Here is a 19715-nt window from a genome sequence, read left to right as displayed (position 1 = left end):
CCAATTCCTGATAGGATTAATCTCAATTTTTACTGATGGAATAGGGACATGAAAAAAATTGTAGGTATGTTATTTCTTTCCTTCTTATTAGCCGGGTGCGATAAACCTAAAATTGACTCATCAACTGATGACGCAATGAAATCATCTATAGCCAAGGTCAGAGAATCACTTCCGGAAAATAAACGGGAGGAATTTGATAATGCTTTAAAGGTGGTAGCGTTCAGTAACATTAATATGGCTGATCTAATGCGAGCATCGTCAGAAAGTGACAAAGAAGATCTAAGCAAGAAGATGCGCGAGCCCCTGTCTGGCAAAACTGGCGAGGAAATCATCTCTTATGCTCAGCAAGTAACTGCCGAGAGGGAACTTAAGCAGAAAGAGCAGGCTATTCAGGAAATTAAAGAGCTTGAACAGAAAAAAGCTAACTCTGAGAAGGCCAAAGAAGAACTCAAAAAAGTACAGGTTCTATCATCTCGATTTAGCCTGGAACCTGAAAAGTATGGGAAGCCACAACCTATTATTCGCCTTGTTGTGAAAAACAATACTGATAAAGCTATTTCCCGTGTGTACTTCAATGGAGTGATAGCCAGCGATGGACGTTCAGTTCCATGGCTGGAAAAAGATTTTAACTACGAAATTGCTGGCGGGCTTGAACCGGGTGAAGAAGCTACTTGGGCATTGGCTCCGAATAAGTTTTCTGAATGGGGTCAGGTTGATGCTCCAGCTGATGCGGTCTTCACAGTTACAGTAACGAGAGTAAATGGTGCAAATAAAGAAGCGATGTTTGATGCTTCTGGCTTTACAGAGCAAGAAAACAGCAGGCTTGAAGATTTAAAGAAAAGATACCTTTGAGCTGACGTATCTACTTAACCCGCTTCGGCGGGTTTTTTTATGCCCGGAGGAAAAGTGGCGATCGAAACATTTACCTGGCGAACCCAGATTCAAGCGGGAATGGAAGGGGAGTTCACTTACGCAACACGCTCTGCATCCTTCGGAGACGGATTTGAACAGATCGCCGGTGAAGGCATCAACCCTGAAAAACAGTCATGGCCGATGACCTTAACGGGAAAAAAAGCAGAGATGCTCGTTGCGCTGAGTTTTTGCCGCAAGCACATCACAAAATCCTTTATCTGGACGTCTCCTGTTGGCGAAACCGGTTTATACCGGATTGAAGCTGATTCCATTAAAGCCCAGCCGCTATCCAGCAAAGTGATGACCATAAAAGCAACCTTCAAACAGGCATACGCACCATGATTACTGAAGATTATCAACGCCTCGAACCGGGTGAAAAAATACGTCTTCTTGAGGTAGACGGTTCTGCGTTTGGTCTGGACGACGTTCTGCGCTTTCACGCTTATAACCTCCCGCATACTGCAGAAAAGATTGCGGCTGCTGGTGGCGACGAATCAAAGTTAAAGGCGAAGAGTATCTGGTGGCAGGGCGAAGAGTATGGTGCCTGGCCATATAAGCTCGAGGGACTGGAAGCGTCAACCGATGGCAGTAGCGCCCAGCCGACGCTCACCGTTGCCAACATTGACAGCTCTATCACTGCGCTCTGTCTGGCTTATGACGATATGCTGCAGGCCAAAGTTACGATTTATGACACTTTTGCGCATTACCTGGATGCGCGCAATTTCCCGGATGGAAATCCCACAGCAGATCCTTTGCAGGTGAGAAAGCGGGTTTTCTATATCGACGGTAAAAATAGCGAGCTTCCAGGTGAAAGTATCGAGTTTGTTCTTACCAGCCCGATGGATCTGCAGGGATTGATGATTCCGACCAGACAGCTGCATTCACTTTGCACATGGTGCATCCGGAACAAGTACCGCACCGGCGATGGGTGCGATTATGCCGGCACGCTTTACTTCGACAAAAACAACAATCCGGTAAGCGATCCCTCATTGGATGAATGCAACGGCACGCTCACCGCCTGCAAGCTTCGGTTTGGCGAACACAATGAACTTCCTTTCGGTGGTTTTCCGGGAACATCTTTGATCAGGAGTTAACATGCGTCAGAAAACAATTCAGGCCATCCTGGCGCATGCAGCGAAAGAATATCCCCACGAATGCTGCGGCGTGATAGCACAGAAAAGCCGGGTGGAACGCTATTTCCCTTGCCGTAATCTGGCTGCTGAACCAACGGAACAGTTTCACCTTTCACCAGAGGATTACGCCGCTGCTGAAGACTGGGGGATGATAACGGGAATCGTACATAGTCACCCTGACGCGACGACCCAACCAAGCGAACTGGACAAGGCTCAATGCGATGCAACGTTGCTGCCCTGGCATATTGTCAGTTGGCCGGAAGGAGACTTTCGGACCATTACTCCCCGCGGCGAATTACCGTTGCTCGGGCGCCCGTTTGTGCTCGGACACTACGACTGTTGGGGGCTGGTAATGAGCTATTTCCGGCAGGAGCTTGATGTCGAACTTAAGGATTACCGTGTTGATTATCCGTGGTGGGAGGACTCCTATCCGGATAATTTCTATCAGGATTGCTGGTACGAATGTGGTTTCCGCGAATTCAGTGGTTCACCGATGTCGGGCGATTTGATCATCATGCAGGTGGAATCGAACAAGTGGAACCATTCAGGAATCTTACTGGAGGGGAACATGATTCTGCATCATCTATATGGACATCTTAGCCAGCGAGTACCCTATGGCGGTTACTGGATGGAGAGAACAATGAAAATTGTCAGGCATAAAAGCTTAATCATGCAGGAGGGATAATGTACGAATCCGTCCGTACTGTTCGCCTATATGGTGTTTTGGGTACTACGTTTGGCCGCGAATTCCAACTTTCTGTAGCATCACCAAAAGAAGCCATCCGCGCATTGTGCGTTATCGTGCCAGGCTTCGAGCGTTTTTTGAATACCAGCAAGCAGCGTGGGCTTACTTACGCTGTATTCAGTGGAAAGCGTAACCTGAACGATGATGAGCTCTCTATGGATCAGAGTAGTGCTGATATCCGTATCGCGCCGGTTATCCTCGGGAGTAAACGTGGTGGAGTATTCCAGACTATCTTAGGCGTGGCTTTGGTCGCAGTAGGTGCTGTGGCGTCATACTTTGGCGGTGGTGCTGTCGGCGTTCCTCTAATGCAATTTGGCGCTGCGATGGCCCTTGGTGGTGTCGTTCAAATGCTTTCTCCACAGACAACAGGACTAGCCAGCAAGCAATCGGCAGACAATAAGGCCAGCTACGCATTTGGTGGAGTAACCAATACGACAGCCCAGGGTAATCCTGTGCCGCTCCTTTACGGCAAACGCCGCATCGGTGGAGCGATCATCTCCGCCGGTATCTATGTTGAAGATCAGCAGTAAGCATGCTGTAATGGGTTTACTTAATATGGGGTAACTTGAGCTTAGATTCAAAAATGAAAAAAATATCTACTCTTTTCCTTTGTACTTCCTTATTTTCAGGCATGGCTTTAGCTGATAACCATTACATACCTCTCCTCTATAATTTATCTACTATGTTTGATTTCAATCCAGTTAAAGGAGCTGTCAAATCATTAGATACTGATGTTGAAGAAAATGGTAAGGTCACTTATAAAATCGCCATCAGACTAGCTAAGAATGGTTGTGTCGAAAGCTTAGATCTTGATAACGTTTCGTCTGGTCATGAAACAAATCTAAAAAATAGCAATGGAAGTCTTGTTGGCCAGAGAGATGGTAAGTCTTTCTCTATACAGCTCGATGAAAAATGTAATATTTTGAGTAAAAATGAAAATGGTGATGAGTTGCGATATAGTCTTTACTCGAATGGCTTAATTAAAGATACCTATTATTTAGGTAAGAAAATATCTGAGCATTTTTATGATGATAATTCTAATTTGATACGTTCTGAGTTTTATGGTTCTGGAAAGGTCCTTTCAAAAAACGAAATATCTTATGTTGATAAAGACAGGAAACCTCTTGATTATAAAATTATAAACACATCAGTTTACTCGGACGGTTATACAGCAACGAATACTTGTCATTATAGCGAAAAGCTTGTTCCTGAAATATGTAAAGTAACAATGCAGAGCGCAGGGAATCCTGTGCCGAAGCCAGTACTAATGACAGCGAATACGAAAGTTGAATTCTACTAGATTAAACACATTTCAATAAGCCACCTCCGGGTGGCTTTTTTTATGGGCGCAATATGGCTATAGTAACCGCTATTAAAGGCCGCAAGGGCGGCAGTTCAAGCTCAAGAACTCCTACAGAACAGCCAGACGATCTGCAGTCAGTAGCCAAGGCAAAAATCCTTCTCGCGCTGGGAGAGGGGGAGTTTGCTGGTGGCCTTACTGCGCGCGATATTTATCTTGATGGCACCGCACTTGAGAACGCAGATGGTTCACAGAACTTCAGCGGTGTGGCGTGGGAGTTTCGTTCTGGAACTCAGGCGCAAAAATACATTCAAGGGATCCCGGGTACCGAAAATGAAATCAATGTAGGTTCCGAAGTTTCCAGCTCTACAGCGTGGACGCGCACGTTCACCAACACGCAGCTTTCAGCTGTTCGCCTGCGTCTAAAATGGCCCTCGCTTTTCAAACAGGAGGACGACGGCGATCTGGTCGGTTACTCGGTTAATTATGCGATTGACCTGCAGACTGACGGCGGCACATGGCAGACGGTACTCAATACCAGCGTGACCGGGAAAACCACCTCTGGTTACGAGCGCAGCCACCGTATCGATTTATCTCAGGCTGGCAGCACCTGGACAATCCGACTGCGTAAGATTACCTCTGATGCAAACAGCGCGAAGATCGGCGACACGATGACGCTGCAGAGCTTCACTGAGGTGATTGACGCGAAACTGCGTTATCCGAATACCGCGCTTCTGTACATCGAATTTGACTCGAGCCAGTTCAATGGCTCAATTCCGCAAATTTCCTGCGAGCCCCGCGGGCGTGTTATTCGTGTGCCCGATAATTATGACCCCGAAACACGAACGTACAGCGGCACCTGGACGGGCGCATTTAAGTGGGCATGGACGGATAACCCTGCGTGGATATTTTACGATCTGGTGGTCACTGACCGCTTCGGCCTTGGTAATCGGCTAACGGCAGCCAATATCGACAAATGGACGCTTTATCAGGTCGCTCAATATTGTGATCAACCGGTACCGGATGGTAAGGGTGGTAGCGGAACTGAACCTCGTTACACCTGCAACGTATACATTCAGGATCGAAATGACGCTTACACCGTCCTGCGTGACTTCGCCGCCATTTTTCGAGGCATGACCTACTGGGGAGACGACCAGATTGTTGCCCTTGCGGACATGCCCAGAGATGTCGATTTTACCTACACGCATGCTAACGTTGTCGACGGCAAATTCGTATATTCCAGCAGCACAACCAAAAGTCGCTACACAAACGCTCTTGTATCCTGGTCTGATCCGGCAAATGGGTATGCTGATGCAATGGAGCCCGTCTTCGAGCAGGCTTTGGTGGCGCGCTATGGTTTCAACCAGCTTGAGATCACCGCCATCGGTTGCACCAGGCAGTCTGAGGCTAACAGAAAAGGGCGCTGGGGGATCCTGACCAACAATAAAGATAGGATTGTAACGTTTGACGTTGGTCTGGACGGCAATATTCCTCAGCCGGGCTACATAATTGCTGTTTCTGATCGCAATCTCTCTGGTCGAGATTTAGGCGGTAGATTATCCGCGGTTAATGGTCGTGTACTCAAACTTGACCGGGTACCAAGTGCTAAGACCGGTGACAGGATAATGGTAAACCTGCCGTCGGGCATTACCCAATCCCGGACGATTCAGTCCCTGTCCGGTGAAATGGTCACCGTAACAACTTCCTTTAGTGAACTTCCGCAGGCTGAGGCTGTATGGGTAATTGAATCTGATGAACTCTATGCGCAGCAGTACAGGGTAATTAGTGTCACCGATAACAATGACGGGACATATACCATCACGGGGGCAAATCACGATCCGGATAAATATGCCCGAATCGATACGGGTGCTGTAATTGATCAGCGGCCGGTGAGTGTCATTCCTCCTGGTAACCAGTCGCCGCCAGCCAACATCGCGATCAGCTCGTTTTCGGTGGTTCAGCAGAATATCAGCGTCGAAACCATGCGAGTGAGCTGGGATCAGGCACAAAATGCCATCGCCTATGAGGCGCAATGGCGCCGCAATGATGGGAACTGGGTTAACGTGCCGCGCAGCTCTACCACGTCATTCGACGTCCCGGGGATTTACGCCGGACGGTACCTGGTGCGCGTGCGAGCTATCAACGCAGCGGAAATTTCTTCCGGGTGGGGATATTCAGAAGAGAAGACGTTGACCGGCAAAGTGGGCAATCCGCCCAAGCCAGTGGGCTTTATGGCTACGGCCATCAACTGGGGTATTCGTCTGAACTGGGGGTTCCCGGGAAACACCGGCGATACCCTCAAAACAGAAATCCAGTACACGACCAACAGCGACTTTTCCGATCCGTTGCTGCTATCGGACGTACCTTATCCATCTGCTGAATATACCCAGCTCGGGCTGAAAGCCGGGCAGGAATTCTGGTATCGCGCGCAGTTGGTTGATAGAACGGGTAACGAGTCCGGCTATACCGACTGGATCAGGGGAATGTCTAACGATAATGCTGATGATTATCTGGGTGAAATCGCAGACGATTTCCTTAACTCGGCCGACGGCGACCGCTTGACCAGCGATATTGATACCAATCTTGAAGCTGCAATGCAGAACGCGCTGGCCAACCACGGAACAGTTGAACATCAATGGGCGCAATACGGAGAGGTACGCGCCGATATCCTGGTTGTAAAAACGACTATTGCTGAGGTGGATAGGGCAATGGCCGAAATGTCGACACAGGTGCAGGCGCAGATCGACAACGTCACCGCTTCCCTGGAAGACAAGCTCACAGCCGTTGTCGATGCCTCTGGTGCTTCGGCAATATACACCCTCAAAACAGGTGTGAGGATAAACGGGGTGATTTACAACGCCGGGATGTCGATTGCTGTGCTTGCTGAGGCCGGGAAACCGGTAGTAACTAGGGTTGGCTTTAACGCTAATCAGTTCGTGCTGATGAGTGGCAGTGGTGATACCCAGTATTCACCGTTCGCAGTGGTTAATGGTCAGGTCTTTATTAGCTCAGCGTTTATTCAGGATGGCACGATCACCAATGCTAAAATTGGCAACTTCATCCAGTCCAACAATTACGTACCAGGGCAGTCCGGGTGGAAACTGGACAAAGGCGGTACCTGGGAAAACTACGGCAGCGATGGGCAGGGCGCAAGAAAGACCACGAACGTTACTGACAGCATCAGGGATGCGAATGGTGTCCTCCGCGTACAGATTGGTAAACTTACAGGAGTATTTTAATGACGTGGGGCATTCAGACATGGGATGCCAATGGCAATCCGAACAATTATGGTATTAAGCCAGTTTCAGTGGTCGGACGTATTCAACTTTCTAAGGGGCAAAACTCTGGAAGCTGGTCGTTTACCATTCCGGCAGGAATGAAGGTCGGATTTGTCGTTTCTCTGGATAAGGGGGCGGTCTCGGTAGGGCGCAGTATCGTCGCCAGCGGAAATACGATAACTCTTGGCGCGGCAAACAGCGTTGGGATTGGAAACTATCCAGCCTCTGAATGTGAGCTCGTAGTTTTTGTGGAGAAAGCATAATGGCAGATTATGGCGCACTGATAGCTCTGGATAATGGAAATCCCTTTATTACGCCTCAGTCCACGCCATTTTGTCTCTACAGGAGGGTAGTGGTTAACTCAGTAGCAAGCGGGGCATATCACGGTGCATCTGCAACAATAGCTCTGGACGTTTCTTATCCGGCGATGGTTTTTTGCAAAACGAGTGATACTGCTCAGCCTACTGTGGTTACTGCAGCCAGATCAGGAGGAAATATTCTTGTTGGATCAAGCAATGCCTATGGACAGGCACATACATTAACGGCTTACATCTTTGCTATTTATCCTCAGACATTGCCAAAATGGGGATTTGCTATCTGGGATGCCACCGGGAAGTTGGTTCTGACAAACGAGAGTCGGATATTGAGTGACCTTGTGACTGTTGGGACGCCTGGAGCTACGACAGGTGGAATTAATATTGACGTCACTCTGCCTGGTAGTTATGCGGTGGCACCCGCTATTCTTGGCTCCCAGATCATCCAGAACAATAACACTAAACCACCCACTATTGTGAATATCACAGCCTACTCTGGATGTCGGTTTAATGGTTCATCAACCAGAATTAATGCCGCGCCCTCGACAACGGCTACCGGTTCTGCTGCGGGTGGGACAACGACTGGAATAGCTTTGACGGCTATCAACACCGCCGCCTATGATTGATCGTTTTAAGCGATCAAATTCACTTAATTGATCTGTTATATCTATTTTATATTTCAGTACCGCTGCGTTAGTTTTCACTTAATAAAAACTAATCAAGGTGTGAAATGACGAAAATAATGTTAGCGATGGCATTTTGCCTATTTCTTTCTGCTTGCTCTGGTTCAGTTCTGCAAAAGCAAAAACCATTATGCGAGGCAGAAGCACTTATTGGAGGTCAGGTTCTTTCGGTACAGATTTACGATGTGCGCAAAGTAGCCAATCAGACAGAATATAGGGCAGGCTACCCCTTCAATTGGCGATGGGTGAGCAAAAATAACTTCACCAGGTCGACCTGTTCAAAGTGAACAAAACAAGAACCCGCTTCGGCGGGTTTTTTATTATCTGCACTCAGGAGTCTTTTATGTCGGCAGGTACCCTCACCCTGACAAATGGATCCGCTATTGTTGGCGGTTCCGGAACCTCTTTTACTACCGAACTTGCCGCAGGTGACTTCATTGTCTCTACTGTGGGCGGCGTTCCGTACACGTTACCAGTAAAAACGGTAGATAGTGATACCCAACTGATACTGGTCAGCAACTTTACCGGGCCAACGCAATCTGGCGCGGCCTGGTCAGCGGTCCCGCGCGTGGCGCTGAACATGGTCACTGCTGCGCTGGTGGCGCAAAGTGCTGAAGCGCTGCGTGGACTGAATTACGACAAACAGAACTGGCAAAGTATTTTTTCTGGAACCGGAAATGTAACGGTAACCCTGCCAGATGGCACAACATGGACGGGCCCAGCCTGGAATAGCATTACAACATCACTTTCAGGCAAGGCGGCAAAAGGTGCAAACCGCGACATCACCTCTCTCAGCGGACTTACGACAGCGCTATCTGTAGAACAGGGCGGTACCGGTTCGACAACGGTATCAGGCGCTCGCACAAACCTCGGTTTAGGAAACAGCTCTACCAGGGATGTTGGAACAGCAGCGGGAACAGTGGCCGCTGGTAACGATTCACGATTAAATTCCGTCGATCAGAAAGCGGGTGGGAAAATCACGAGCCCAATTACAGTCCAGCCCGGCGTAGGCGGTAATCCCGGATTTGCCATCAGTTCAGGAGATAATGGTGGCGGTGGTTTGATGAATAACGGAATCAGCCTGATCGTTGCCAATGGGTATAACCCAAATACAGGAAATTATGTCAACATTCTTAGAGGAACCTGGTATACAGGGGAATGGACATTCGGGGGGGCCCGTGGCGGCGGGGCTAATTTTGATAACGTGACATTGGGCCTGAAAGGGTCTGATCAGGAAGGACTTGTTGCATGGGTATTCCATTCAAATGGCGCTGCGATAGGCAATTGGGTAACTTCTTCCGATGAGCGCATTAAAGAAAATATAACGGTAATAGCTGATCCGCTTATGAAAATGCAGCAGCTTCGAGGCGTTGAATGGGACCGCCTCGATACTCCTGCGCACGGGTATGGCTTCATAGCTCAGGAAGTCGAGAAGGTTTTTCCTGACGCAGTTAAATCATATGGAAAAACAACCTTACGAGATGGCTCAGAAATTGAGGATGTAAAATCAGTAGATACCTTCGGTGTGGCCGCCGCCCTTCACCATGAAGCAATCCTTGCTCTAATGGATGAAGTTAGTTGCCTCAAAAGGCTAATCAAAGAACTGGATGTAGGGGCGTTGGATTAAAACTACTCAATTGGAGTTTGAATCGAATAATTTACAAAAGTCATAATTCGAAACGAGAGAGAAACTTAGAAACGAAACGGCGAAGCTTTAAGCAGTGAGGGTTGGGCCTGTATCTTGCGGACACTTACAAATAAAACTACTGTATATAAAAACAGTATTTGAGGTGTGTGCAATGGAATTCATCAGGCCAACAGAACTGCGAGAAATTTTCACTCTTCCGCTTTTCAGTGACTTAGTACAGTGTGGTTTCCCAAGCCCCGCGGCTGATTACGTGGAACAGCGCATCGATCTCAATGAGTTACTAGTTGCTCACCCGAGTTCCACATACTTCGTTAAAGCCGCGGGTGATTCAATGATCGAAGCCGGGATCAGCGACGGTGATCTGCTGGTGGTGGACAGCTCACGCACTGCTGAGCATGGTGACATTGTCATCGCCGCGGTGGAAGGGGAATTTACTGTTAAACGCCTGCAGTTACGCCCGACAGTACAACTCATCCCAATGAATAGCGCCTACAGTCCGATTGTTGTAGGCAGCGAAGATACGCTGGACGTTTTCGGCGTTGTTACTTTCATCGTCAAATCGGCGAGCTGAGTATGTTTGCGCTCTGTGACGTGAATTCGTTCTACGCATCATGCGAGACGGTGTTTCGTCCCGATTTGAAAGGGCGGCCAGTGGTTGTTCTTTCGAACAATGACGGCTGCGTAATCGCGCGCAGCGCCGAGGCCAAGGCGGCTGGAATTACGATGGGGGAGCCTTTCTTCAAGCAAAAGGACTTATTTCGGCGCGCTGGGGTTGTTTGCTTCAGCAGTAACTACGAGCTCTACGCTGATATGTCGAACCGGGTGATGACAACACTCGAAGAAATGAGCCCCAGAGTTGAAATTTACAGTATCGACGAAGCATTTTGCGACCTGACAGGTGTTCGCAACTGCCGGGACCTGACGGAATTTGGCAAAGAGATCCGCGCTACAGTTCTGAAGCGTACGCACCTGACTGTCGGGGTTGGTATTGCCCAGACAAAGACACTGGCCAAGCTCGCAAACCATGCCGCCAAAAAATGGCAGCGGCAAACGGGCGGGGTAGTGGACCTATCCAATCTCGATCGCCAGCGCCGACTGCTTGCTCTGGTTCCGGTGGAGGACGTGTGGGGCGTCGGCAGGCGTATAAGTAAGAAGCTTAACGCCATGGGCATCAAAACGGCTTTGGACCTCTCAGAACAAAGCACCTGGATTATCCGCAAACACTTTAACGTGGTACTCGAGCGAACGGTCAGGGAGCTGCGCGGCGAGCCATGCCTCGAGCTGGAGGAGTTTGCACCAGCTAAGCAGGAAATCGTCTGCAGCCGGTCTTTTGGTGAACGCGTCACAGAATATGAGCAGATGCGTCAGGCCATCTGCAGCTATGCGGCCCGTGGTGCTGAAAAGCTTCGTGGTGAGCACCAGTATTGCCGGTTTATCTCTGCGTTCGTGAAAACCTCTCCCTTTGCGCTTAACGAGCCGTATTACGGTAACAGTGCGTCCATGAAGTTTCTTACCCCCACTCAGGATTCACGCGACATCATTAACGCCGCGGTAAAGTGCCTGGACAAAATCTGGAAAGACGGACACCGTTACCAGAAAGCCGGCATTATGCTGGGTGACTTCTTTAGCCATGGTGTGGCCCAGCTCAACTTGTTCGACGAGAACGCGCCGCGTGCTGGTAGCGATAGGTTGATGGAAGTTCTGGATTATCTGAACGCAAAAGATGGAAAGGGAACGCTTTATTTTGCCGGGCAGGGCATACAGCAGCAATGGCAGATGAAACGGGATATGTTATCTCCACGATATACTACGAGGTATTCAGACCTAATAAAAGTTAGATGATTCTTTAAACGGTATATTCATTCGAACCTAATTATCGGCTATGAGTATTAAGATTAATATGTCTACTACTATGCTTTTGTAATGTAAATAAGCCCCTGCAATTATACAGGGGCTTATGGGTATGATGCCGGGTGCCTCCCGGTGAGTCATTGAGCTAACCACTCGTGACTCGCTGCTTCAGAAATTCACGATGAGCCGCTTGATATACAAATCATCAGGTTAGTTAGCCCTGCCGCTGAGGAGGATTCATCATTAAACCGAATGTAACAGCAATGCTTAGCAAATGATACAAAATTTACTGATGTGCCTCATGATTTTCTTTCGCAGTTTTCACGGTCACGGTATTTTCAGATGGTGAAGGTTAAAATATCGATGTTCATTTTTTTACTTTAAGTCTTGAAACAAAGGTTAAGGTTTTATCTTCTGGGCAAATCATTAGAAAAATTGCTGTGGGAGACTCTTCTAAACGTGTAATTCCATGCAGCATCTGGTAGAGTCTTTTTTTTAGTTTTTCTGCTCCATCTTTTTCAGACTCCCACTCTAAAACTGCCTGACCCTCTGAACCAATGAATGCATGGGATGGAAGTTTAACGCCTCGGTTTGACTTACTTGAATAGTTTCGGTCATGCAAGAGACCTAAGATAAGAGGGTTGATATTATTATCTGAGAATGGGGCTTCAATAACTATTAATACTGTGTAATATAGAATTTTCATGGAGGCCTTATGGTTTCTTCAGCAATAAAGTCATATTGCCATGGTGTTGGATGTAAATGTCTTAATTATAAATGTTTGTGTGGGGGTAAAAAAAAGCCTGCGTTAAGCAGGCTATAATAATTAAACGTAGTTATAATAATGATTTCATGAACGTTGGCGTTGAATCCCTTGCGTCAAAGATACTTCTGCGCCGCATCTAATATTTCCTGAGAGGTAAGCTCTCGATCTGATGCCACATAGACCACTTCATGGTCACCTGTTAAAGAGGGAAAACCTGCTGACATTATCTGAAGGTTTATCACTTCTCCATTAGGATATTCTTCGCGTATTGATGTCACACCTTTAAGCACAGTGATAACTTTACTTGGCTTACCATTAAAAAAAATGATTACTTTTTTCATATATCACCATGTATTTTGAGGGCTTTTAGCCCCTGCAGGTGTTCGAAAGGGGGCTGTTTGTTCATTTTTTTTGCCTCTATCGAAATTAAAACAAGCATTATACTGACTTAACGTGTACTGTAACGGTCCATTTCAACTGGAGAAATCTATGTCAGCACGTAAAAACACTCAATTCCGCCGAAATTATTTAGTAAAATGTCCTTGTCCAAACTGCTCAAAAGATTCCGAACATAGTTACAATCGTGTACAAAAGGGGGCTCAATTGGTGTGCCCATACTGCTGTGCTTTATTCAAATCTCCCCAGCGCTTCTAAGAAAATTAAAAAAATAAGAAGTGATGATTTAGAGGCTGCCTAACCTCTTACGCACTTTAATATTTTATAAGCAGTTAGCTTCTGCTTTGAGACTGTTCATGCAGCAGTCCTGCATTTCATCACATCGGTCAGCAAACTTGATGGTAAGTAAATATGCTGGCCTGTTGTAATGATGTGCGTAACCGAACAATCACCTTCCACTGATAAAGTCATGCTGGCTTAAGTAAACCATCTAAAAATCATCTATCGCAAAGTGTTACCTTGGCAGCGATTGGACCTTTAGTTCCAGCTATGATAGCGAATTTGACTTTTTGTCCTTCAAATAGAGTATTAAATTTTTCTCCCAGCAGGGAAGAAGTGTGAACAAGAACATCTTTACTTCCATCGAGTGGGGAGATAAAGCCAAACCCCTTATCTTCGTTAAACCACTTAACAAGGCCTATGATTTTAGATGACATACAAACTCCGTTTGAACATTTCAAACTGACAAGCAAGCTCATGATAAGAAACGTATGCTGGTATATGTTTGGACTCAAGAGGAGGAGGTATCAGAGATAACACCTGGTTATGAGAACGGCTTTTGGAAAAGTTAGATTCATCATCGCAACGAATCAGTCAAACCATTAAGGCACGTGCTGAATGATTAAGCAAATTTTATTTTAGCCTTCCAGAAGGCCAATAAAATAGGATTAGCTATTATTAACCAATCCTGTATAGTCAAATCTGGATTGCCATTAGGAAAATATTTGTCTCGTAAAATGACAGGAATTGTCAAAAGTTTTGACTTCAAGAGCGGAAAGGGATTGATTATCCCATCAGATGGCAGAAAAGATGTTTTTTTACATATTTCTGCATTAAGTAATAATGAAAGCCAAACGTTAAAACCTGGCGTTCGTGTTGAATTTTATCGTATAAATGGGCTTAGTGGCCCGATGGCTGCAAATATATTTCTTTCTTAAAGTGAGATAAAATTGAACCAAATATAAAGTACACATCAAAAGTACATCAGATTATATATCTATTTGTTCTATCAATTTTCTCCCCTGATTTTTTACATTTCCTACTTCACGGGTCACAGCATGCCAGATAAACATCTCAGCTTGTACAGAGCCGTCAGATACAATCTCTTCCGCTTCTTTCCCTCCAACGTCCTGGCGCATCCATTCCCGGGCCGCTTCAGGCGATAGGACCAGGGGCCGGCGGTCGTGAATATCCACTAAGCCTTTGTCAGCGGCAGACGTTACTATCAGAAAACCTTCTGCCTCATCGCCTCGCTCGAACGGTGTGCTGCCGATCGCCGCCATAAAAATCGGCTGACCGTCTGCCCGATGGATAAAATAAGGCTGTTTCTTGTCACCTTCTTTCTTCCATTCGAACCATCCATCTGCAAAGCAGATCGCCCGGCCATGTTGCCACAGAGGTTTAAACATTCTGCTTGCGGCCGCGGTTTCGACGCGAGCGTTAATCAGTGGCGGCTTATCCCACCATCCGGGCGCATAACCCCAGAAAACCGGATCAAGATGCAGCTGCTCGTCGCGTTCGCTCAACAGCAGCACTTTGGTGCCGGGCGCGACGTTGTATCGGCCAATAGGTTCAGGGTCGTATGCGATGTCGCGATCAGCTTCATCGGACAGGTAAGCCAGGTATTCTTCACGCGTTTGAGCTTGTGCAAAACGTCCACACATAGAAACCTCCAGCCAGATGTCAGACTTAAAGTATAGGGCAGGGAGAAGAAGGGGGGCGCGCTGGCTAAAGTTAGGGGCAAATTTAGGGGCAAAAATGCGAAATAGGGGCAAAAAAAGGGCACAAAAAATGTAGTTCTGGGTAGCTTTAGGGAGAAGTTATTATGCTATAACTAATTGAATTAAATTATAAATTAAATGACATCAATGGGTTGGCAAAATCAGCGTAGCTTATTGAGGTTGTATTGCTCTTTTTTGTTAATCTCTTGATTCTCTTGCATTGAGTACTACCTTCGGAGCCAGCAGGGGCAAACATTGTATGCCGCGTATGGTACGGATTCCGGCGACGAATACCAGCACGTTTTACAGCTCATTAAATCCGGAGCCGATACGCGAAAAGCGTAGCAGGCTTTCTGTGTGCCCCTGTGCATCCTGGGCATGAAAACAAATCGCAGGTTTTGATGCACCCATGAGGACCAGCGCGAGGAGAACTTACGTTGTCTTTTACCGGAACGAATTCAGCGAAGGTACCATCCTGGCCACTTAATCTCCGCTTACAGCACATCAACCAATTCAAATTCTTCTGCGATCAGTTCCATATCTTCAGAAAAATGACCTTCGCAGACGAAAAATCGCTGATGCTCTTTCTGCCAGTATTCAAGGCTTAAATCACCTTCACCCTCTTTGCGAGCGAATTCTTCAGTAACATCGCAAAAACGCACCAGCCGCTGTGAAACCAGCCTGATCACACAGACCGGGACGTTTTGTCCATCAAGGATTATGTTGTAGCTACCCACCCGCGGTGCAGACACATCCTGCGAGTACGAGGCAAAAGATCCGCAGGTGGCCGTTTTGATTCCTTTTTTAATCAGGTCCGCAAGCTTGCTCGCCAGTTCCGGGCTGTCACCCATTTGCCAGGCCGCTGCGCCTGGGTACTTCGTTTTTAATACCTCAACCTTAACCATTCAAATTCCTTCTAAACACTTGACCAAAAGAAACGAAGTAGCGTTTTTAGCATAAACCCCCTCGATATTAGAAGCGTAGTCGGCTTTCCTTCCACCTTTTTGCTCTGGTGAGTACGAAAACAAAGCGTTGCGCGTATTGCCCGACTAAATATAACCTTATGGGGTTATCTGTGTGGTGAATCTGCTGTCTTCAGCCAGGCGCGTGGCTTTGTATATCATTAACGTGTCACCAGGATGCAATCAGCACCATGCTTTTTCTTATAACTTTATCCCATTGGAAGGGGGCACGTGTTCAAATTTAATTCATTACTACTGGCGGTTTTGCTGTTATCAGGCTGTAGTTCCGATCTTGTTCTCAATCCACCTACGCAACCCGAATACAAGTCAATGCCAGAAATTACGCAGTCTGTGACGCCAACGCAACAGCGTGCCATCATGGCTGGCGAGCGACCTGACTGGTCAGAAAGAACCCCGATCAATACAATAAAGCGGTACTAATAAACACTTATCCACCAGGGCTGCCGTTCGGCGGCCTTTTGTTTCCACTCCATCTGGCTTGCGAGAAAATTTCTGACGCCTGATATGGTATTTATTTCTTTATCAACCATGCTTAAGACGAAGATAATTCAATCACTTCAGGATCGCTGAAGCGGCAACTTTACTCAAATCGAGAACCCTAAATGCGCCATGCATCTATTCCCTTAGCTGCAGCCACGACAATGTTTTTGCTCGGCGTTTTTATCATCAATTTACAGGTTTGGTATTCTGCACGTGCTGACAGCCTGGCAGAGGCGCGCTACGTCGTACGGAACATGAACGTTATTCTTAAAGAAGCCCGTCATGCGACTCAGATGGCAATGCAACTTGCCGAGAATGAGTGTGATGCAGAAGGGCAATATCGGCTGGGTACCGAGGCAGCATTACAGCCTCACCTGAGAACGATCATTATTCTGAAAAATAACGCGGTCTGGTGCTCCTCATTACCGGGAAACCGCGTATTGTTGGTCAATAGCTCAGTGCTGCCTGAGTCATCATTGCTCCTGGTTCCTTCGGGGAGTACCGTCAACGGTCTTCCGGTTCTCTTATACCAGACAACCCACGCCGGAAGCCGAATCATCGTTAGTATCAGTGATAGCCATATCCGGGATGCGCTGGATATGCCATTAAACGGCGTTGAATATTCTCTAAGAGTAGGCAATACCCTTTTAGGCCTGACAGGCGATGTGACTACGGTAGACCATACGAAGAAAGAGGTATTAACGGTCAAGGCCTCAGCTTTTCCTTTCTCGGTACAATTTAATTCTCCACCTCTTTTTAGTCTTAAGAGATTACTCAATCGAGCCGGAGGCGTAGTGTTATTCCTGCTGATAATATCGTCTCTTTCTGCTTATATTCTTCAGCGATATCTTTCTAAGGATGTTTCACCGGAAGAGTCACTGCGTACCGCCATATACAGAAATGAAATTATTCCGTATTACCAGCCCGTTGTCAGCGGCAAAGAGGGGGCGCTACGAGGTGTGGAAGTGCTGGCCAGATGGAAGCATCCACAGTCAGGGTTTATTTCTCCGGCTTCATTTATTCCTCTCGCGGAGAAATCAGGCTTAATCATTCCCTTAACTCAGAGCTTAATGCGTCAGGTTGCATCGCATATGAATTCGATCTCTACGTTGCTGCCAGAAGGGTTCCACGTCGGTATTAACTTCAGCGCGTCCCATATCGTTGCGTCCACCTTCGTTGAAGAGTGTCTCCATTACAAGCAAAGCTTTACTCGACAGGATCTTAACCTGGTCATTGAGGTGACCGAGCGTGAACCTCTCGATATCGATGACCATCTCGTTAAGACCCTCAATGCGCTACATGAGATTGGATTTGCCATTGCTCTTGATGATTTTGGTACGGGGTATTCTGGTCTGTCCTACCTGCAGGATCTGCATATCGATTACATTAAAATCGACCAAAGCTTTGTTGCCAGGGTTAATGCCAGTGAGGACTCAACCGTTATACTGGATTCGGTACTGGAACTGGCAAAAAAATTATCAATCAGTATTGTGGCGGAAGGTGTTGAAACACAAGAGCAACTTGATTATCTCACCCATAACCACATCAAGTTCTTACAAGGTTTCTTCTTCTACAAACCCACGCCGTTTAAGGAACTGGTAAAAGTCCTTCTGTCGAAACCAAAAGTGAAGATAATGGTGGAATGAGGTTTATCACATCGGAAAAATGGGGGGACATCACCCCCCTAAAGGAATGCAGATATTATTTTTTAACTACGGTGATATTTTGTTATTCATTGACCATCTGGTCAAATTAATTGTGTTCAACTGTAATGCTAAACGCTGGGCATGACACGACGCGGCTAAAAATTATCTGCTTGTTTTATAAATTGATCTCCATCAATATTTCTTACCCGTCTGTTTACACAGCCACTGCATTCGTTTTTATTTTGTTAAAGGGATGCACGCACAATGTGTTTTTGCAGTGAGCCGTTTCAGAATATTTTTTTAAGAAAAATATGTAAACTGCACGATTATAATGAAAGGATGCTTTACTGATTAATGCAGTTTAAATGTTAATCAGTAAAGCGCCAGGCATTCACCCTGTTTTAAAGAAGTAAACTTTACCTGTTTTGGGTATCATATGCCGTCGAAAACCGTTTAACAGCCTGTGACCAGAACAATGACTCTCAATCGCTTTTGCTATGTACTACTGATTTTCGCTGCTATTGCTAGCCTGTTGACTCCGAATCCGTTGGTAATCTGGTTTCTGCTGATCAATCTGCTGACAATAGTCATGTATGGCGCCGATAAAATGGCGGCGCGGAAGGGGATGCGCAGGGTGCCGGAAGCTACTTTGCTGGTATTTGGCGTAACAGGTGGCTGGCCTGGCGCCATTGTGGGGCAACAGCTCTTTCGCCATAAAACCCAAAAGCAGCCTTTCAAAACGTACTTTTTCATCAGCGTCGTGGTCAGCATCGCCATGATGGCGGTGGTTTACCATTTATCTTCTTATTCTTCTTTGTATTAATCCCTCTGTTACTGCCAATAGTAGTAGGGCTTTTCTTAAGGGGTTGCTGTTTTTTGCACAATCTGAATAATACGTGCAACAACACGGACGACAACATCCCATGAAAATAGAATCTCTTATACTGGCAGTGCTGGTGGTCTTTTCTGCGCCTTCCTGGTCTGCTTTTCAGGAGCGGGAATATAATACCTGGTATATGAAAAATGCCGTCCTTTATGATATGACACAGACCTCGGAAGGTTTCCCGGTCATGGTGAGTGTTTCTCAGCCAGGGAGGAAATCCGCTAACTTGCTGGTGTCATTTATTACTGAAGGCCGTTGTGGTGAAAACAACCAGTCGCTAAATGTTAATGGTAAGGAGCTGCCCGCAAAATATTATTGTGTTGAGGTAGGGCAAAATAGAATTGAACATTTTTCTGTGGTTGATGCGGACAGCGTCAATGGAATGGTGACGCATTTAAAATCAGATTTCACTATTCTGTTGCAAAACAATATCAAGGTTTGGGCTGCAAATATCAAAACGCCAAAGTATGGGCTGACGCCGAGATTCTAAATAGAGAATGCCTGTGTTGTCACAGGATTTTTTGGATGTAAGACAATCATTTATAAAGTAATAGTTTCTGCGCATTACTAATCAAAATGAAGGGTAAGTGGCCCTGTTTTTTTACGTGTTTAAATGTACTGTATGCAAACCAATACGAAACAGCAGAAGTAAACCTTGCTGAAATTATGGATAAAGCTCACTGCCAGACTTACGCTT

23 protein-coding genes and 1 pseudogene are annotated in these 19715 nt (G+C 46.6%); 18 read left to right on the top strand and 6 right to left on the bottom strand.

All coding sequences use genetic code 11. The features are described 5' to 3' along the window. The first annotated feature begins 48 nt into the window (after positions 1 to 48). The 13 genes from PUP35_RS11635 (at position 49) to PUP35_RS11575 (ending at position 11855) form a co-directional block, all read left to right on the top strand. On the top strand, positions 49 to 852 hold the full coding sequence (locus PUP35_RS11635; protein ID WP_274239561.1) for a DUF6694 family lipoprotein: 804 nt from the start codon (positions 49 to 51) through the stop codon (positions 850 to 852). 54 nt (positions 853 to 906) lie between these two features. After that, positions 907 to 1254: a phage tail protein gene (locus tag PUP35_RS11630; protein ID WP_274239559.1), complete on the top strand. Its 348-nt coding sequence runs from the start codon at positions 907 to 909 to the stop codon at positions 1252 to 1254. Continuing rightward, positions 1251 to 2006, top strand: coding sequence for a phage minor tail protein L (locus PUP35_RS11625; RefSeq protein WP_274239557.1), 756 nt, complete (start codon positions 1251 to 1253; stop codon positions 2004 to 2006). Before PUP35_RS11630 ends, PUP35_RS11625 begins: the two co-directional genes overlap by 4 nt. 1 nt (position 2007) lies before the next feature. Then, positions 2008 to 2730, top strand: coding sequence for a C40 family peptidase (locus tag PUP35_RS11620; protein ID WP_274239555.1), 723 nt, complete (start codon positions 2008 to 2010; stop codon positions 2728 to 2730). Beyond that, positions 2730 to 3320, top strand: coding sequence for a tail assembly protein (locus tag PUP35_RS11615; protein ID WP_274239552.1), 591 nt, complete (start codon positions 2730 to 2732; stop codon positions 3318 to 3320). The genes PUP35_RS11620 and PUP35_RS11615 overlap by 1 nt, the downstream gene beginning before the upstream one ends. 35 nt (positions 3321 to 3355) lie before the next feature. Beyond that, positions 3356 to 4090 carry a YnfC family lipoprotein gene (locus PUP35_RS11610; protein ID WP_274239551.1) on the top strand — a complete coding sequence of 245 codons (735 nt, stop codon included), beginning with the start codon at positions 3356 to 3358 and terminating at the stop codon, positions 4088 to 4090. Between the two features lie 53 nt (positions 4091 to 4143). Continuing rightward, the gene (locus PUP35_RS11605; protein WP_274239549.1) at positions 4144 to 7329 is read left to right on the top strand and encodes a host specificity protein J; all 3186 of its coding nucleotides are present in this window, start codon (positions 4144 to 4146) and stop codon (positions 7327 to 7329) included. Then, complete coding sequence (locus PUP35_RS11600) at positions 7329 to 7631, top strand: hypothetical protein (RefSeq protein ID WP_274239548.1); 303 nt, start codon at positions 7329 to 7331, stop codon at positions 7629 to 7631. The genes PUP35_RS11605 and PUP35_RS11600 overlap by 1 nt, the downstream gene beginning before the upstream one ends. Then, positions 7631 to 8308 carry a hypothetical protein gene (locus PUP35_RS11595; protein ID WP_126328656.1) on the top strand — a complete coding sequence of 226 codons (678 nt, stop codon included), beginning with the start codon at positions 7631 to 7633 and terminating at the stop codon, positions 8306 to 8308. Before PUP35_RS11600 ends, PUP35_RS11595 begins: the two co-directional genes overlap by 1 nt. A 104-nt stretch (positions 8309 to 8412) precedes the next feature. After that, positions 8413 to 8652 carry a phage exclusion lipoprotein Cor gene (cor, locus tag PUP35_RS11590; protein WP_126328655.1) on the top strand — a complete coding sequence of 80 codons (240 nt, stop codon included), beginning with the start codon at positions 8413 to 8415 and terminating at the stop codon, positions 8650 to 8652. Positions 8653 to 8708: 56 nt separating this feature from the next. Then, on the top strand, positions 8709 to 9992 hold the full coding sequence (locus PUP35_RS11585; RefSeq protein WP_274239545.1) for a tail fiber domain-containing protein: 1284 nt from the start codon (positions 8709 to 8711) through the stop codon (positions 9990 to 9992). Positions 9993 to 10164: 172 nt separating this feature from the next. Continuing rightward, positions 10165 to 10584 carry a translesion error-prone DNA polymerase V autoproteolytic subunit gene (locus tag PUP35_RS11580; protein WP_115874780.1) on the top strand — a complete coding sequence of 140 codons (420 nt, stop codon included), beginning with the start codon at positions 10165 to 10167 and terminating at the stop codon, positions 10582 to 10584. A 2-nt stretch (positions 10585 to 10586) separates the two neighbouring features. Next, positions 10587 to 11855, top strand: coding sequence for a Y-family DNA polymerase (locus PUP35_RS11575; RefSeq protein WP_126328653.1), 1269 nt, complete (start codon positions 10587 to 10589; stop codon positions 11853 to 11855). 376 nt (positions 11856 to 12231) lie between these two features. Here PUP35_RS11575 and PUP35_RS11570 read toward each other — a convergent pair whose 3' ends face one another. Together PUP35_RS11570 and PUP35_RS11565 are read right to left on the bottom strand one after the other, a co-directional pair. Then, positions 12232 to 12570: a hypothetical protein gene (locus tag PUP35_RS11570; protein WP_126328652.1), complete on the bottom strand. Its 339-nt coding sequence runs from the start codon at positions 12568 to 12570 to the stop codon at positions 12232 to 12234. Positions 12571 to 12743: 173 nt separating this feature from the next. Further along, positions 12744 to 12971 (bottom strand): hypothetical protein, encoded by a 228-nt coding sequence (locus tag PUP35_RS11565; RefSeq protein ID WP_025910815.1) that lies wholly within the window; start codon positions 12969 to 12971, stop codon positions 12744 to 12746. A gap of 148 nt (positions 12972 to 13119) precedes the next feature. Between PUP35_RS11565 and PUP35_RS11560 the strand changes: the two genes are divergently transcribed. Beyond that, the gene (locus PUP35_RS11560; RefSeq protein ID WP_213758942.1) at positions 13120 to 13284 is read left to right on the top strand and encodes a YnfU family zinc-binding protein; all 165 of its coding nucleotides are present in this window, start codon (positions 13120 to 13122) and stop codon (positions 13282 to 13284) included. A 239-nt stretch (positions 13285 to 13523) separates the two neighbouring features. Here the strand turns inward: PUP35_RS11560 and PUP35_RS11555 are convergent, their stop codons facing one another. After that, positions 13524 to 13742: a cold shock domain-containing protein gene (locus tag PUP35_RS11555; protein ID WP_126328651.1), complete on the bottom strand. Its 219-nt coding sequence runs from the start codon at positions 13740 to 13742 to the stop codon at positions 13524 to 13526. A 288-nt stretch (positions 13743 to 14030) separates the two neighbouring features. Here PUP35_RS11555 and cspF point away from each other — a divergent pair, with 288 nt between their 5' ends. Continuing rightward, entirely contained in the window at positions 14031 to 14243 is a 213-nt protein-coding gene (gene cspF / locus PUP35_RS11550; RefSeq protein WP_274239531.1) for a cold shock-like protein CspF, read from the top strand. Positions 14244 to 14294: 51 nt separating this feature from the next. Here cspF and PUP35_RS11545 read toward each other — a convergent pair whose 3' ends face one another. The 3 genes and pseudogenes from PUP35_RS11545 to PUP35_RS11540 all read right to left on the bottom strand — a co-directional run bounded on the left by PUP35_RS11545 (position 14295) and on the right by PUP35_RS11540 (position 15931). Then, the gene (locus PUP35_RS11545; protein ID WP_274239530.1) at positions 14295 to 14969 is read right to left on the bottom strand and encodes an SOS response-associated peptidase; all 675 of its coding nucleotides are present in this window, start codon (positions 14967 to 14969) and stop codon (positions 14295 to 14297) included. A gap of 313 nt (positions 14970 to 15282) precedes the next feature. Further along, positions 15283 to 15427, bottom strand: a pseudogene (locus PUP35_RS21995) (site-specific integrase); the annotation flags it as partial. A 93-nt stretch (positions 15428 to 15520) separates the two neighbouring features. Continuing rightward, entirely contained in the window at positions 15521 to 15931 is a 411-nt protein-coding gene (locus PUP35_RS11540) for an ASCH domain-containing protein (protein ID WP_274239529.1), read from the bottom strand. 680 nt (positions 15932 to 16611) lie between these two features. Between PUP35_RS11540 and PUP35_RS11535 the strand changes: the two genes are divergently transcribed. The 3 genes from PUP35_RS11535 to PUP35_RS11525 all read left to right on the top strand — a co-directional run bounded on the left by PUP35_RS11535 (position 16612) and on the right by PUP35_RS11525 (position 19508). Next, positions 16612 to 18135: an EAL domain-containing protein gene (locus PUP35_RS11535; protein WP_115875312.1), complete on the top strand. Its 1524-nt coding sequence runs from the start codon at positions 16612 to 16614 to the stop codon at positions 18133 to 18135. Between the two features lie 475 nt (positions 18136 to 18610). Then, entirely contained in the window at positions 18611 to 18958 is a 348-nt protein-coding gene (locus PUP35_RS11530; RefSeq protein WP_127731102.1) for a DUF1294 domain-containing protein, read from the top strand. 100 nt (positions 18959 to 19058) lie between these two features. After that, positions 19059 to 19508 carry a hypothetical protein gene (locus PUP35_RS11525; protein ID WP_115875309.1) on the top strand — a complete coding sequence of 150 codons (450 nt, stop codon included), beginning with the start codon at positions 19059 to 19061 and terminating at the stop codon, positions 19506 to 19508. Positions 19509 to 19715 lie beyond the last annotated feature (207 nt).

It is taken from the genome of Enterobacter sp. S-33, assembly GCF_028735835.1.
Taxonomy (GTDB): domain Bacteria; phylum Pseudomonadota; class Gammaproteobacteria; order Enterobacterales; family Enterobacteriaceae; genus Enterobacter; species Enterobacter vonholyi.
The sequence above is the reverse complement of the archived record's forward strand: the minus strand, read 5'-3'. Positions and strand labels throughout refer to the sequence as shown.